Raw genomic sequence first — 12,656 nt, 5'->3', positions numbered from 1 at the left:
GCATGGAAGTTGTGGCGGTCGATATCGGCGGAACGCATGTGCGCTTCGCCATCGCCGAGGTTGCGGACGGCCGCGTCGTCACCCTTGGCGAACCCGAGACGCTCAAGACCGCCGAATATGCCAGCCTGCAGACCGCCTGGCAGGCGTTCGGCGCTTCGCTCGACCGGCCCCTGCCTCGGTCCGCCGCGATCGCGGTCGCATCGCCGATCGGCGGCGAGATCATCAAGCTGACCAACAATCCCTGGATCATTCGGCCGGCGCTGGTGCAGGAGCGGCTCGAGGTCGACACCTTCTCCCTGATCAACGATTTCGGCGCGATCGGCCATGCGGTGGCGCAGGTCGGCCCGGACTATTTCCAGCATCTCTGCGGGCCCGATACCGCGCTGCCCGATCACGGCTCGATCACCGTCTGCGGGCCGGGCACCGGCCTGGGCGTCGCGCAAGTCCTGCGCGTGCGACACGGCTATCATGTGATCGAGACCGAGGGCGGCCATATGGACTTCGCGCCGCTCGACAATCTGGAAGACGCCCTGCTGAAGCGCCTGCGCAAGGCCTATAATCGCGTGTCGGTCGAACGGATCGTGGCCGGCCCCGGCATCGTCGCGATCTATGAAACGCTGGGCGAGATCGAAGGCCGCGCGCTGCAGCGGCTCGACGACAAGCAGATCTGGAGCCTCGCGCTCGACGATGGCGACAGTCTGGCCCTCGCCGCGCTCGATCGCTTCTGCCTCAGCCTGGGCGCGGTCGCCGGCGATCTGGCGCTGGCGCACGGCCCGAAGGGCGTGGTGATCGCGGGCGGACTCGGCCTCAGGCTCAAGGATCGGCTGCTTCAATCGGGCTTCGAGCAACGATTCACCGCAAAGGGCCGTTTCCAGTCGCTGATGAAGTCGATACCGGTAAAGCTCATCACCCATCCCCAGCCCGGCCTGTTCGGCGCCGCGGCCGCCTTTGCCCAGGAGCATGCCCGATGAGCGGTATCGAGACGATCATGCGGACGAGCCCCGTCATTCCGGTGCTCGTGATCGAGGACGCCGCCACGGCCCGGCCGCTCGCCGAGGCGCTGGTCGCCGGCGGCCTCAAGGTGCTCGAAGTGACGATGCGCACCGCCGCCGCGATCGACGCGATTCGCGAGATGAAGCAGGTGCCGGGCGCGATCGTCGGCGCCGGCACGGTGGTCACGACCGAGCAGTTCGAGCAGGTGATGGACGCGGGCGCCGAGTTCATCGTCTCGCCCGGCCTGACCGAGCGGCTCGCCCAGCCGATCATCGCCAGCGGCGTGCCCTATCTGCCGGGCATCGCGACGGCGGGCGACATCATGCGCGGGCTGGATCTGGGGCTGGAGCATTTCAAATTCTTCCCGGCCGAAACCTCGGGCGGGATCAAGGCACTCAAGGCCCTCGCCGCGCCCTTCTACCAGTGCACATTCTGCCCCACCGGCGGCATTACCGAAGCGAGCGCACCCGACTGGCTCGCGTTTGGACCCGTGCTGTGCGTCGGCGGCAGCTGGGTGACCGGCGGCACCATGGCCGAGGTCGAAGCCAAGGCACGCGCCGCAGCGGCGCTGGCGCGATAGGAGCGCCTATCTCCGAATCGTACGCGCACGCACCGGACCGCTCAGCACGGGAGCGGGACTTTTCCATGATTGAATCGACGACAGCGCGGCGTCACATCTCGCCGCGCGCGCGCCTGATCGCATACCATTTCTGGACGTTCGCATTGTGCTGCTGGAGCGTGTCGGCGAACACATGGCCGCCCGTCCCGTCGGCGACGAAATAGAGCGCGTTGGACTGTTCCGGATCGAGCACCGCGTCGATCGACGCGCGGCCGGGATTGCAGATCGGGCCCGCGGGAAGGCCCGCCATCGCGTAGGTATTGTAGCCGTTATTGGCCTGGAGTTCCGAGCGGAGGATTCGCCGGCCGAGCGGCCGCCCCTTCGTGACCGGATAGATCACGGTCGGATCCGCCTGGAGCGGCATGCCGCGCTTCAGCCGGTTGGAATAGACCGCGGCGACCAGGCGCCGCTCGCTGGGTTTGCCGGTTTCCTTCTCGACGATCGAGGCGAGGATCAGCGCCTGCCGCGGCGTGCTCACCGCGATACCCGGCTTGCGTTTCTCCCAGGCGCCAGCGAGGTAGCGAGTCATCGCCGTCTGCATGCGCCCGAGCATGAAGGCCTTGGTGTAGCCGCGCTCGAAGCTGTAGCTGTCGGGCAGCACGCTGCCTTCCTCCGGCACGGCGACCACACCCTGCAGCCCGGACGTCTTGTCCAGCGCGTCCTTGACCATCACTGACGGCCATCCCTCCGGCACCGTCACGAAGCGCTGCAGCGTCTTCCCGCCCTGGAGCACCTTCAGGATATCCGACTGGCTGAGACGCGGCGGAAGGCGATATTCGCCCGCCTTGATCGGATCGTCCGAGCCGAGGAAGCGCGCGAACAGGCGGAATTGCCGGGCGGACCGAATCGCCCCCGCCTTTTCCAGCTGAGTCGAAGCGGTCGCCAGGCTGGTGCCGGATGCGATCTGCACCGTGGTGGTCCGCGCCAGCGGCCCCGGCCCGGCCCATCGCTGCAGCCCGATGAACCCCGCGATGACCGCCGCTAGGACGATCAGCAGGCCGAGACAGCCGAGCCTGCGCACGACTCCCTAGACGGCCCGCATGACGAGGCTGGCATTGGTGCCGCCAAAGCCGAAGCTGTTGTTGAGCACTGCCTTGATCGACCGCTTCTTGGCGACATGCGGCACCAGGTCGACGCCGGCGCAATTCTCGCTGGGATTGTCGAGATTGAGCGTCGGCGGCGCGATCTGGTCGCGCAGCGCGAGGATGCAGAAGATGCTCTCCACCGCGCCGGCACCGCCGAGCAGATGCCCGATCGCCGACTTGGTCGAGCTCATCGACAAGGTATCGATATTGTTGCCGAACAAACGGCGCACCGCGTTCAACTCAAGCTCGTCGCCGAGCGGCGTCGAGGTGCCATGCGCGTTGATGTAATCGATGTCCGACAGCGCGAGACCCGATTTGCGCATCGCCATTTCCATCGAGCGGAACGCGCCCGATCCTTCGGGATGCGGCGCAGTGACGTGATAGGCGTCGCCCGACAGGCCATAGCCGATCACCTCGGCATAGATTTTCGCGCCGCGCGCCTTGGCCCGCTCATATTCCTCGAGCACGACCACGCCGGCGCCTTCGCCCATCACGAACCCGTCGCGATCCACGTCATAGGGGCGGCTACCCTTTTCGGGCGAGTCGTTGAAGTTGGTCGACAGCGCGCGCGCCTGGGCGAAGCCAGCGATGCCGAGCGGGCAGATCGCGCCCTCGGCGCCGCCCGCGAGCATCACGTCCGCATCGTCCATCGCGATCATTCGCGCGGCGTCGCCGATCGAATGCGCGCCGGTCGAGCAGGCGGTGACGACGGCGTGATTGGGGCCCATCAGGCCATATTTGATCTGTACCTGACCCGTGATCAGGTTGATCAGGCGGCCGTGCACGAAATGCGGTGACACGCGGCGCGGGCCCTTTTCATGGAGCACAATCGATTCGCTGGCGATGCCCGGCAGGCCGCCGATTCCAGCACCGATCGAGCAGCCCGCGCGGAAGCGCTCTTCCTCGGTCATGTCGGTCAGGCCGGCGTCCTCGAGCGCCTGGCCGGCCGCATCGATGCCGTAGATGATGAAGGGATCGACCTGGCGCTGCACCTTGTGATCGACACGCTTGCCGGGGTCGAAGCCATATTCATGCTCCGGCGGCTTCACTTCGCAGGCGATGCGACAGGCATAGTCGGTCGCGTCGAAACGCGTGATCGTGCCCGCGCCCGATTTGGAGGCGATGATGTTCGCCCATGCGGTTTCCACATCGGCACCCAGCGGTGTCACGAGCCCGAGCCCGGTTACGACAACACGGCGCATGGCCATCTCCGTTCTTCATTCGTCAAATTGGGTTCGTCAAATAGGAACGGCCCCCCGCCCCTGTTGGTTGCCCTGGGACGGGGAGCCGTTCATGCATTCCTGCCCGAAAAGGGCCAGGCGGGGCGCCGGAGCGCCTTCCGCCAGATCAGTCCCATCAGATCAATCTTTGTGCTCGTCGATGAAGGTGATCGCGTCCTTGACGGTCGTGATCTTCTCCGCGGCGTCATCGGGGATTTCGACTTCGAATTCTTCCTCGAAGGCCATCACCAGCTCAACGATATCGAGGCTGTCCGCGCCCAGATCGTCGATGAAGCTGGCGTCTTCGGTGACCTTGTCGGCTTCGACGCCGAGATGCTCGACGACGATCTTCTTAACCCGGTCTGCGGTCTCGCTCATTGTTATCGTCCCTCTATCGCTGGGGGTTTCATTTCCTGAACGCACGTAGAACGCGCTTGGTGCCCTTGCAAGGGGGAGCAGCCCCGGGAAAGAGCACCGACCGCGATCAGATCATCGCCATGCCGCCATTTACGTGCAGTGTCTGACCAGTAACATAGCCGGCCTCGCGGCTGGCGAGATAGACCACCGCCGCGCCGATATCCGCGCCTTCGCCCATATGGCCGGCCGGGATTCGGCCGTTCAACGCATCCTTCTGCGCATCCGGGAGGATGTCGGTCATGGCCGTGCGGATAAAACCCGGCGCCACGCAATTGACGGTGATGCCGCGGCTGGCGAGTTCCTGCGCCAGGGCCTTGGACATGCCGACCAGCCCCGCCTTCGACGCGGCATAATTGGCCTGACCGGGGTTGCCGGTCGTGCCGACCACCGAGGTGACCGAGATGATCCGGCCGAACCGCGCCTTCATCATCGGCCGCGCGGCGGCGCGCGCGATGCGGAACGCCGCCTCCAGGTTGACGCGGATCACCTGATCCCATTCGTCGTCCTTCATGCGCATGACGAGATTGTCGCGGGTGACGCCGGCATTGTTGACGACGATATCGAGCTTGCCCAGCGCCTCGACCGCGCTCGGCACCAGCGCGTCGACCGCGGCGCCATCGGAAAGGTCGCATGGCAGCGCGACATGATCGCCGCCGAGACTGTCCCTGAACGATTCGAGCTTCGCCGCATTGGACCCGGAGACCGCGAGCCGCGCCCCCTGCCCCGCCAGCGCCTGCGCGATCGCCGAGCCGATCCCTCCGGAAGCGCCAGTCACCAGCGCGGTCATGCCTGTCAGGTCGAACATTCCATGCTCCTAAAATTTATTGGTTCACGCGGAGACGCGGAGACGCAGAGGGGGTGTAGTCGTTGACGATCCGCCGCAGCCCTTCTTTCAGCGTCGCGGCCCCGAAGTTGATGAGCAGCCCGACGGGCTGCTTGGTCAGACGCAAATAGGTCAGCAGCTGCTTGCCATGGGCGGGCGATAGATTCTCCACGGATTTGATCTCGATGAGCAAGCGCTCGTCGACAATCAGATCAATCCTAAAAGCCGCATCAAAGCGAAGCCCCTCATATTCGATATCTATGGGACGCTGTCGCGCTACAGCGTAACCCATGGCGGCAAGCTTACCGGCCATGACGGCCTCATACACACTTTCAAGCAGCCCCGGCCCAAGATCGCGGTGCAAGCGCAAAGCGATATCGACCACATCACCACTGATCTGATCGATATCCATCATATAATCCTCTCTGCGCCTCCGCGTCTCCGCGCGAACAAATCAAGCTACAGTGCTTTCGCCAAAGCCTCGATATCGTCCATCGAGATCACGCTCGAGGCATCCACATCGGCCGCGATGCGCTTGACCATCGGCGCCAGGACTTTGCCGCCGAATTCGATGAAACGCTCCACGCCCGTGTCCGACATCGCCAGCACCGATTCCCGCCAGCGCACCATGCCCGTGACCTGCTCGACCAGCAGCCGGCGGATCGAGTCGACATCGCCCACCGCCGTCGCGGTGACGTTGGCGAAGACCGGCACCAGCGGCGAATCGATCCGCGCCTCGGCCAACGCCTTTTCCATCGCATCGGCGGCGGGCTGCATCAGCGGGCAGTGGAACGGCGCCGACACCGGCAGCACTATCGCGCGCTTGGCGCCATATTCCTTCGCGATCGCGACGGCCCGCTCGATCGCGCCGCGATGGCCCGAAATCACCACCTGCGACGGATCATTGTCGTTCGCGACGGTGCACACCTCGCCCTCGGCCGCGGCATTGGCGATGATCCGCGCCTTTTCGAGATCGGCACCGAGCAATGCCGCCATCGCACCCACACCGACCGGCACCGCCGCCTGCATCGCCAGCCCACGATGCTTGAGCAGCAGCGCGGTTGTCGGCAGGTCGATCGCCCCTGCCGCGCACAAAGCGCTATATTCGCCGAGCGAATGGCCCGCGACATAATCGGCCTTGTCGGCCAGGCGGATGCCGCCTTCCTTTTCCAGCACGCGCAACGTGGCGATGGCATTGGCCATGATCGCCGGCTGGGCATTCTCGGTAAGCTGCAGCTCATCCTCGGGACCTTCGCTCATCAGCTTGAAGAGATGCTGGCCCAGCGCCTCGTCGACTTCCTCGAACACCGCGCGGGCGACGGCGCTGGCTTCGGCAAGGAGGCGGCCCATGCCGACCGCCTGGCTGCCCTGCCCGGGAAAGATGAATGCACGCATGGCCGGCTCCTGTGAGATCAGGCGGGTGGGACTAGAAAGCTGAACGGACTTAGGCAAGCCGCGACACTTCGCGACCATTTCGGCCGCTTTCCGGCACGGGCCTGCGACAACCGACTCCTAGATAGGTGTTCGACGCCAAGCGAGGCGCCTGACAACACCGAGGAGTGAGTATCATGAAGAAGTTCATCCTGAGCGCGATCGCCGTCTCGATGGTCGCAAGCCCGCTGGCCGCCACTGCTGCGTCGGCCGGCCAGTATCAGCCCCAGCGCCAGACCGAGCAGCGCCACGAGACGATAGTCCGTCATCAACCGGGCAGGACCGTGGTCGTCCAGCGCGACGTCCGCGACAACCGGTCCGACTATCGCAACGGCCACCAGAACAGCTATCGCAGCAACTGGCGCAAGGGTGAGCGCTTCGACTATCGCCAGGCACGCAATTACCGCGTGATCAACGACTATCGCGGCCGTCACCTGAAGGCCCCGCCCCGCGGCTACCGCTATGTCCAGTCGGGCAATGACGCGCTGCTGGTCGGCATCTCGAGCGGCGTGATCGCGGCCATCCTGGCCGGCGCGCTCCGCTAACACCGCACGGATCGGGCGGAAGGCTTGCCTTTCGCCCGATTTCCGCTAAGGGACCGCCATCGGGGTGGGAAGCGCCAGCTTTCCGCCCCGGTTGCATTGAGAGACGATAGCCGGAGGGGCGTTGCGCATGGTGCGTACGTCAGCGATCGGCCAAGAGAAGAGAAAGCAGCATGGCTCTATACGAGCATGTGTTCCTTGCGCGCCAGGATCTGGCACAGGCGCAGGTGGACACGCTGGCGGAGAACGCCACCAAGATCATCGAGGACAACAAGGGCAAGGTCGTGAAGACCGAGTCCTGGGGCCTGCGCAGCCTCGCGTACAAGATCGCGAAGAACCGCAAGGCGCATTACGTGATGCTCGAAATCGACGCGCCGGCCGGCGTGGTCGCCGAGCTGGAGCGCCAGACCCAGATCAACGAAGACATCATCCGCTACATGACAGTCAAGGTCGACGCTCTCGAAGAGGGTCCGACCGTGATGATGCGCAAGAGCGATCGTGACCGTGAGCGTCGTGGTGACCGCGAGGGCCGTGGCGACCGTCCGGACCGTGGTGACCGGCCCGAGCGCCCGCGTCGCGACTTCGACGGCGAATAAGGAGCATATAGACAATGGCACGCCCATTTTTCCGCCGCCGCAAGAGCTGCCCGTTCTCCGCCAAGGATGCCCCCCGGATCGACTATAAGGACGTCCGGTTGCTGCAGGGCTTCGTGTCCGAGCGTGGCAAGATCGTCCCGAGCCGCATCACCTCGGTGAGCGGCAAGAAGCAGCGCGAGCTCGCCCAGGCGATCAAGCGCGCCCGTCATCTGGGCCTGCTGCCCTACATCGTTAAGTAAGGAGCCGGACTCATGGATGTGATCCTGCTGGAACGAGTTGAGAAGCTCGGCAACATCGGCGACGTGGTGAAGGTGAAGGACGGTTTCGCCCGTAACTTCCTGCTGCCGAACAAGAAGGCGCTTCGCTCGAACGAAGCCAACCGCAAGGTCTTCGAGAAGAACCGCGAGAAGATCGTGGCCGACAACGCCGCACGTCGCGGCGAAGCCGAGACCGAAGCGAAGACGATCGACGGCATCACGCTGACGCTGATCCGCCAGTCGTCCAACACCGGCCAGCTTTATGGCTCGGTCGCGGTGCGCGATCTGCTCGAACTGCTCGAGAGCGAAGGCCATAAGGTGCCGAAGTCGGCGATCGTGCTGAACAAGCCGATCAAGGCCATCGGCGTCTATGACGTCAAGGTCTCGCTGCACGCCGAAGTCGCCGTGACCATCAAGGTCAATGTCGCACGCTCGCCTGAAGAGGCCGAGATGCAGGCGAAGGGCGTCGACGTGATGACCGCGATGTTCGAAAAGGACGAAGCCGGCTTTGTCGAGGATTACGATCCGAACGCAGAGCCGGGCGCGACCGCCGAGGTCCAGTCCGAGCCGGCAGCCGAAGCGGAAGAATCGGCCCAGGGCTGAACGACTGCCAAGGTTAGCATAGAAAAAGGGCCGTCCGGAGTAATCCGGGCGGCCCTTTTGCTTTGTCCCGCCCTGAAGCGGGGTATCGGAGTTATTTGGGCGTTACGGCGCTGCGACGCACGCACCCACCACCGCGACCAGCGGGATCAGGGCGAGAAAGATCGGAACGACGGATTTCATGGCCTGTTTCGCTTCGTGTTCGTGGAACTTGAAAGGAAAAATGCGCACGGGCGCCAAAGGTTTCAACAGGATGAACGGGAATATTTTTACGACGAAGCGGAACTTTCCAGCGGCGAACTGAATCGCCGGACGCTTCATTCGCCAGGCTGGACTTCGTAACGCGTTGAGATCCGTCACAATGATGCGATGGATGCCGGGGCGCGTGCGGAATGGGAATTGGTCGGACCGTCGCGTCGCTTGGCCTGGGGTGGCTCGCTCTTGTCGCGGCTGACCGGCCCCCGTCGCTCGAGGCGGCGGTGCTCGACGAACTAAACTATGTCCGCGCCAATCCGCAGCGATATGCCGACGAACTGCGCGACTATCGCGCGCTGTTCGACGGCCGCGTGGTGCGCTTGCCGGGCGATCCGGTCGGCGAGGTGACGCGCGAGGGGATATATGCAGTGGACGAGGCCATCGCCTTTCTCGACCGGCAGAAGCCATTGCCGCCGCTCGAACGTGGCGAGCTGCTCGAGCGTGCCGCGCGCGACTTCGCCGAGGAACAGGGCGAGACCGGCCGCAACGGGCATCGCTCAGCCAATGGCGCCATGCCGGGCGACCGGGTGAAGCGCCGTGGCGGCGACATCTTCGTCAGCGAGACCATTTCCTACGGCTATGACGAGCACCACGCCGTGGTCCGCCAGCTCGTCATCGACGACGGCGTGCCCGGCCGCGGCCACCGCGCCCTGATCTTCGCGACGGGCAACCGCTTCGCGGGCGTCGGCTGCGGGGCGCATCCGACGGTGCGCTACCTGTGCGTGATCGATTATAGTGCCACCGCCAATGGCGGGCCACAGCTGCCGACCTTCGTCGCCTCCGGCCACTGATTCCCGCGCTGCGACGCGCCCGTCCTACAGTAGTCCAGCCTTCGCCAGCCCCGCATCGACCGCCCGCTGGCTCGCCTCGCCCGGCCATGTCATCGGCAGGCGCAGCGCCTGCGGGAAGCCCGGGCGCACGCGGCTCAGCGCATATTTGACTGGTCCCGGCGACGCGTCGGTGAACAGCGATACGTGCAGCTGGAACAGGCGATCCTGGTAATCGAGCGCCTTGGCATACTCGCCGGCCTGGCACGCCGCCTGGAATTCGGCGCACAGCTTCGGCGCGACATTCGCCGTCACCGAGATGCAGCCCCTGCCCCCGGTCGCGTTGAACGCCAGCGCCATGTCGTCGTTGCCCGAGATCTGGCAGAAATCGGGGCCGCAGGCATCGCGCTGCGCGGAGACGCGCTGGATGATGCCCGTCGCGTCCTTGACGCCGACCACGCTGGGAAAGGCCTTTGCGATACGCCCCATCGTCTCGACCGCGATGTCGGTAACGGTGCGGCCCGGCACATTGTACAATATGATCGGCAGGTTGCAGCTGTTGGCCACGGCCTCGAAATGCCGGAAGATGCCCTCCTGGTTGGGGCGGTTGTAATAAGGCGGGACCATCAGCGCGGCATCGGCGCCGGCGTCCTTCGCGGCCTTGATGTTCTGGATCGCGACGCGCGTGTCGTTGGAGCCCGCGCCGGCGATCACCGGCACCCGCCCCGCCGCCTGCTCGACGCAGACCCGCACGGCGTGGAAATGCTCCTCGGCCGACAGAGTCGCGGCCTCGCCGGTGGTGCCGCAGGGCACGACCGCGGCCGACCCTTGCTCGATCTGCCAGTCGATGAAATCGCGATACGCACTCTCGGCGAAGGCGCCGTCTTCCTCGAACGGCGTGACGAGCGCCGGGATCGATCCCGAAAACATGGTTGATCTGCTCCTGGGCGGCGGTGATTCCGTCGCATTTTCGTAATTTGTTCAGCGACAAATAAGGTCCGCTGCCATATCCTGTCCACATGATACCGTCATTGATCAAGTCGGGATTGCTGTTCGCCGGTGTTTCGGGCCTGGCGATGACCTCCGGGGCAGCGCAGGATCAACTCGGCTGGGGCCGCGCCCAGCAGGTGCTGGAGGGATCGGCCGCCGCGAACAGCGCGCTCTCCGCCACGATCACTGAATGGAAATCGCTGCAGGACAGTTCGAGCTATCCGTTCGACACCTATGCGCGCTTCCTGCTCGCCCATCCCGGCTGGCCCGGCGAGATGGCGATGCGGCGCAGCGCGGAGAATGCGCTGTCCGCCGGCACCTGGTCGCCGGGCACTGCCGTCACCTATTTCCGCCGCTATGCGCCGCTCACCGGCGCGGGCAGGACTCGCTTCGCCGAGGCGCTGGCCGCGACCGGCGCGCGCCGAGAGGCGACCCTTGCCGCCAGAAAGGCCTGGGTATCCGGATCGCTCTCCGCGCTGGACGAGGCGAAGCTGATCGGCGGCTTTTCCGGCGCTCTGACCCCGGCCGACCATGACGCCCGCATGGACATGCTGCTCTGGCAGGGCTCGATCCCGTCGGCGCAGCGCCAGCTGGCACTGGTCAGCCCGTCGAAGCGCCCGCTGTTCGAGGCGCGCCTGGCCCTTCGCACCAATGCGGCCAATGCCGCCACGCTCGCCGCCGATGCCAGCGCCATGGGCGCGGGCGACCCCGGCTATCTGGCCGACCGTGCCGCCTGGTTCCGCACCAACAATGCCTCGCCCAGCGCGCGCAGCCTGCTCGCGCGGCGCCCGGCGCTCACCGCGCGCCCGGGGAGCCCGGAAAAATGGTTCGAAGCGCTGCTGACCAACGCACGCGGCGCGGCGGCCGATGCGCAATATTCCACGGCGTTCGACATCGCGCGCCAGCTCGACGACGCCTATCCGGCCGGCACCGACATCAGCGAACAGCCTTATGGCGAGCGCGACGACTATACGAGCCTCGCCTGGCTCGCCGGCCAGACCGCGATGAGCCAGCTCGGGCGGCCCGCCGACGCGATCGGCATGTTCACCCGCTATGCCGGTGCCTCGAAGACCCCGACCACTCAGTCGAAGGGTTTCTACTGGGCTGGGCGGGCGGCGGAAGCGGCCGGTCGCCGCCAGGAAGCCAACGGCTATTATGCGCGCGCTGCGGGTTTTCGCGACCTGTTCTACGGCCAGCTGGCGACCGAGCGGCTCGGCCTGGCGCTGACGCCGCCGGGCAGTCCGTTGATGAAGCCGGTCGATCCGCAGCTCCGCGCGGCCTTTTACGGCCGCGAGACGGTGCGCGCGGCGCAATATCTCGGCTCGGTGGGCTCGTGGCAGGATCAGACCGCCTTTGTCCGCCAGATCGCGATCGACGCCAAGACCGACAGCGATCATGTCCTGGCGAGCGAGCTGTCGCGGACCCTGGGCCGCCCCGATCTCGGCGTGATGGTGGGCCGCAGCGCCCTGCAGAACGGCCTCAGCGAATATAGCACGCTGGGCTTCCCCAATGTGCGCGTGCCGGCCTCCAGCCAGGACAGCTGGACGATCATCCACGCCATCGCGCGGCAGGAAAGCCAGTTCGATCGCGCGGCGGTCAGCCATGCCGGCGCGCGCGGGCTGATGCAGCTCATGCCCGGCACCGCGCGCGAGACGGCGGGCAAGCTGGGCATGTCCTATGATCCGGGCTCGCTGACCAGCGACACCGACTACAACATCATGCTCGGCTCGAGCTATTTCGAGCGGATCTACCGGCTCTATGGCAGCTATCCGCTGGCGGTGGCGGCGTATAATGCCGGCCCGGGCAATGTGAACAAATGGCTGAGGGCGAACGGCGATCCGCGCACGCCCGGCGTCGACATGATCGACTGGATCGAGGCCATCCCGATCTACGAGACCAAGAATTACGTCCAGCGCGTGCTGGAGAATGCGGTGGTCTATGATCTGATGAACCCGTCGCGCTCGCGCAGCAGCGGGACGAAACGGATCAGCTGGTATCTCGGGAAGAGCACGGCGGGCTGAGCAGGTCCGTCACCCCGGACTTGTGCCGGGGTCCATCGTG

The 12,656-nt window shown here is 65.7% G+C and carries 16 protein-coding genes; 8 read left to right on the top strand and 8 right to left on the bottom strand.

Annotated features, from left to right (window positions below; all coding sequences use genetic code 11):
• Nucleotides 1-2 precede the first annotated feature (2 nt).
• Nucleotides 3-971: a glucokinase gene (gene glk, locus AC1DX5_RS03055; protein WP_478014116.1), complete on the top strand. Its 969-nt coding sequence runs from the start codon at nt 3-5 to the stop codon at nt 969-971.
• Nucleotides 968-1,573 carry a bifunctional 4-hydroxy-2-oxoglutarate aldolase/2-dehydro-3-deoxy-phosphogluconate aldolase gene (gene eda, locus AC1DX5_RS03050; RefSeq protein ID WP_465173222.1) on the top strand — a complete coding sequence of 202 codons (606 nt, stop codon included), beginning with the start codon at nt 968-970 and terminating at the stop codon, nt 1,571-1,573. The genes glk and eda overlap by 4 nt, the downstream gene beginning before the upstream one ends.
• Nucleotides 1,574-1,664: 91 nt before the next feature.
• On the opposite strand, the gene mltG is transcribed toward eda, so the two are convergent.
• The 6 genes from mltG to fabD all read right to left on the bottom strand — a co-directional run bounded on the left by mltG (nt 1,665) and on the right by fabD (nt 6,552).
• Entirely contained in the window at nt 1,665-2,633 is a 969-nt protein-coding gene (gene mltG, locus AC1DX5_RS03045) for an endolytic transglycosylase MltG (protein ID WP_465173221.1), read from the bottom strand.
• 6 nt (nt 2,634-2,639) lie between these two features.
• Nucleotides 2,640-3,899, bottom strand: coding sequence for a beta-ketoacyl-ACP synthase II (gene fabF / locus AC1DX5_RS03040; protein ID WP_478014115.1), 1,260 nt, complete (start codon nt 3,897-3,899; stop codon nt 2,640-2,642).
• A 159-nt stretch (nt 3,900-4,058) separates the two neighbouring features.
• Nucleotides 4,059-4,295: an acyl carrier protein gene (locus AC1DX5_RS03035; RefSeq protein WP_272627031.1), complete on the bottom strand. Its 237-nt coding sequence runs from the start codon at nt 4,293-4,295 to the stop codon at nt 4,059-4,061.
• A gap of 106 nt (nt 4,296-4,401) precedes the next feature.
• Complete coding sequence (gene fabG, locus AC1DX5_RS03030) at nt 4,402-5,139, bottom strand: 3-oxoacyl-[acyl-carrier-protein] reductase (protein ID WP_465173219.1); 738 nt, start codon at nt 5,137-5,139, stop codon at nt 4,402-4,404.
• Nucleotides 5,140-5,155: 16 nt separating this feature from the next.
• On the bottom strand, nt 5,156-5,572 hold the full coding sequence (locus tag AC1DX5_RS03025) for a GxxExxY protein (protein WP_478014114.1): 417 nt from the start codon (nt 5,570-5,572) through the stop codon (nt 5,156-5,158).
• Nucleotides 5,573-5,616: 44 nt separating this feature from the next.
• Nucleotides 5,617-6,552 carry an ACP S-malonyltransferase gene (gene fabD / locus AC1DX5_RS03020; RefSeq protein WP_478014113.1) on the bottom strand — a complete coding sequence of 312 codons (936 nt, stop codon included), beginning with the start codon at nt 6,550-6,552 and terminating at the stop codon, nt 5,617-5,619.
• Between the two features lie 173 nt (nt 6,553-6,725).
• Between fabD and AC1DX5_RS03015 the strand changes: the two genes are divergently transcribed.
• The 4 genes from AC1DX5_RS03015 (at nt 6,726) to rplI (ending at nt 8,586) form a co-directional block, all read left to right on the top strand.
• Entirely contained in the window at nt 6,726-7,133 is a 408-nt protein-coding gene (locus AC1DX5_RS03015; RefSeq protein WP_465173217.1) for an RcnB family protein, read from the top strand.
• A 170-nt stretch (nt 7,134-7,303) separates the two neighbouring features.
• Entirely contained in the window at nt 7,304-7,726 is a 423-nt protein-coding gene (gene rpsF / locus AC1DX5_RS03010; protein ID WP_465173926.1) for a 30S ribosomal protein S6, read from the top strand.
• Between the two features lie 14 nt (nt 7,727-7,740).
• On the top strand, nt 7,741-7,965 hold the full coding sequence (rpsR, locus tag AC1DX5_RS03005) for a 30S ribosomal protein S18 (RefSeq protein ID WP_034158365.1): 225 nt from the start codon (nt 7,741-7,743) through the stop codon (nt 7,963-7,965).
• 12 nt (nt 7,966-7,977) lie between these two features.
• Nucleotides 7,978-8,586: a 50S ribosomal protein L9 gene (gene rplI, locus AC1DX5_RS03000; protein ID WP_465173216.1), complete on the top strand. Its 609-nt coding sequence runs from the start codon at nt 7,978-7,980 to the stop codon at nt 8,584-8,586.
• A gap of 102 nt (nt 8,587-8,688) precedes the next feature.
• Here rplI and AC1DX5_RS02995 read toward each other — a convergent pair whose 3' ends face one another.
• Complete coding sequence (locus AC1DX5_RS02995) at nt 8,689-8,904, bottom strand: hypothetical protein (RefSeq protein ID WP_478014112.1); 216 nt, start codon at nt 8,902-8,904, stop codon at nt 8,689-8,691.
• A gap of 71 nt (nt 8,905-8,975) precedes the next feature.
• Between AC1DX5_RS02995 and AC1DX5_RS02990 the strand changes: the two genes are divergently transcribed.
• Entirely contained in the window at nt 8,976-9,629 is a 654-nt protein-coding gene (locus tag AC1DX5_RS02990; protein WP_478014110.1) for a CAP domain-containing protein, read from the top strand.
• Nucleotides 9,630-9,653: 24 nt separating this feature from the next.
• Here the strand turns inward: AC1DX5_RS02990 and dapA are convergent, their stop codons facing one another.
• On the bottom strand, nt 9,654-10,535 hold the full coding sequence (gene dapA, locus AC1DX5_RS02985; protein ID WP_478014109.1) for a 4-hydroxy-tetrahydrodipicolinate synthase: 882 nt from the start codon (nt 10,533-10,535) through the stop codon (nt 9,654-9,656).
• A gap of 89 nt (nt 10,536-10,624) precedes the next feature.
• On the opposite strand from dapA, the gene AC1DX5_RS02980 reads away from it, so the two are divergent.
• Nucleotides 10,625-12,616 (top strand): lytic transglycosylase domain-containing protein, encoded by a 1,992-nt coding sequence (locus AC1DX5_RS02980; protein ID WP_478014107.1) that lies wholly within the window; start codon nt 10,625-10,627, stop codon nt 12,614-12,616.
• The last annotated feature ends 40 nt before the right edge of the window (nt 12,617-12,656 follow it).

This window comes from Sphingomonas sp. P2_B6, assembly GCF_056404755.1.
This window is presented reverse-complemented; position numbering and strand designations above follow the sequence as displayed.

Excerpts from the sequence above, each read along its gene's own strand:
- glk (WP_478014116.1), top strand. The coding sequence starts at position 3 with ATGGAAGTTGTGGCGGTCGATATCGGCGGAACGCATGTGCGCTTCGCC.
- eda (WP_465173222.1), top strand. The coding sequence starts at position 968 with ATGAGCGGTATCGAGACGATCATGCGGACGAGCCCCGTCATTCCGGTG.
- fabF (WP_478014115.1), bottom strand. The coding sequence starts at position 3,899 with ATGCGCCGTGTTGTCGTAACCGGGCTCGGGCTCGTGACACCGCTGGGT.
- AC1DX5_RS03035 (WP_272627031.1), bottom strand. The coding sequence starts at position 4,295 with ATGAGCGAGACCGCAGACCGGGTTAAGAAGATCGTCGTCGAGCATCTC.
- fabG (WP_465173219.1), bottom strand. The coding sequence starts at position 5,139 with ATGTTCGACCTGACAGGCATGACCGCGCTGGTGACTGGCGCTTCCGGA.
- AC1DX5_RS03025 (WP_478014114.1), bottom strand. The coding sequence starts at position 5,572 with ATGATGGATATCGATCAGATCAGTGGTGATGTGGTCGATATCGCTTTG.
- fabD (WP_478014113.1), bottom strand. The coding sequence starts at position 6,552 with ATGCGTGCATTCATCTTTCCCGGGCAGGGCAGCCAGGCGGTCGGCATG.
- AC1DX5_RS03015 (WP_465173217.1), top strand. The coding sequence starts at position 6,726 with ATGAAGAAGTTCATCCTGAGCGCGATCGCCGTCTCGATGGTCGCAAGC.
- rpsF (WP_465173926.1), top strand. The coding sequence starts at position 7,304 with ATGGCTCTATACGAGCATGTGTTCCTTGCGCGCCAGGATCTGGCACAG.
- rpsR (WP_034158365.1), top strand. The coding sequence starts at position 7,741 with ATGGCACGCCCATTTTTCCGCCGCCGCAAGAGCTGCCCGTTCTCCGCC.
- rplI (WP_465173216.1), top strand. The coding sequence starts at position 7,978 with ATGGATGTGATCCTGCTGGAACGAGTTGAGAAGCTCGGCAACATCGGC.
- AC1DX5_RS02995 (WP_478014112.1), bottom strand. The coding sequence starts at position 8,904 with ATGAAGCGTCCGGCGATTCAGTTCGCCGCTGGAAAGTTCCGCTTCGTC.
- AC1DX5_RS02990 (WP_478014110.1), top strand. The coding sequence starts at position 8,976 with ATGGGAATTGGTCGGACCGTCGCGTCGCTTGGCCTGGGGTGGCTCGCT.
- dapA (WP_478014109.1), bottom strand. The coding sequence starts at position 10,535 with ATGTTTTCGGGATCGATCCCGGCGCTCGTCACGCCGTTCGAGGAAGAC.
- AC1DX5_RS02980 (WP_478014107.1), top strand. The coding sequence starts at position 10,625 with ATGATACCGTCATTGATCAAGTCGGGATTGCTGTTCGCCGGTGTTTCG.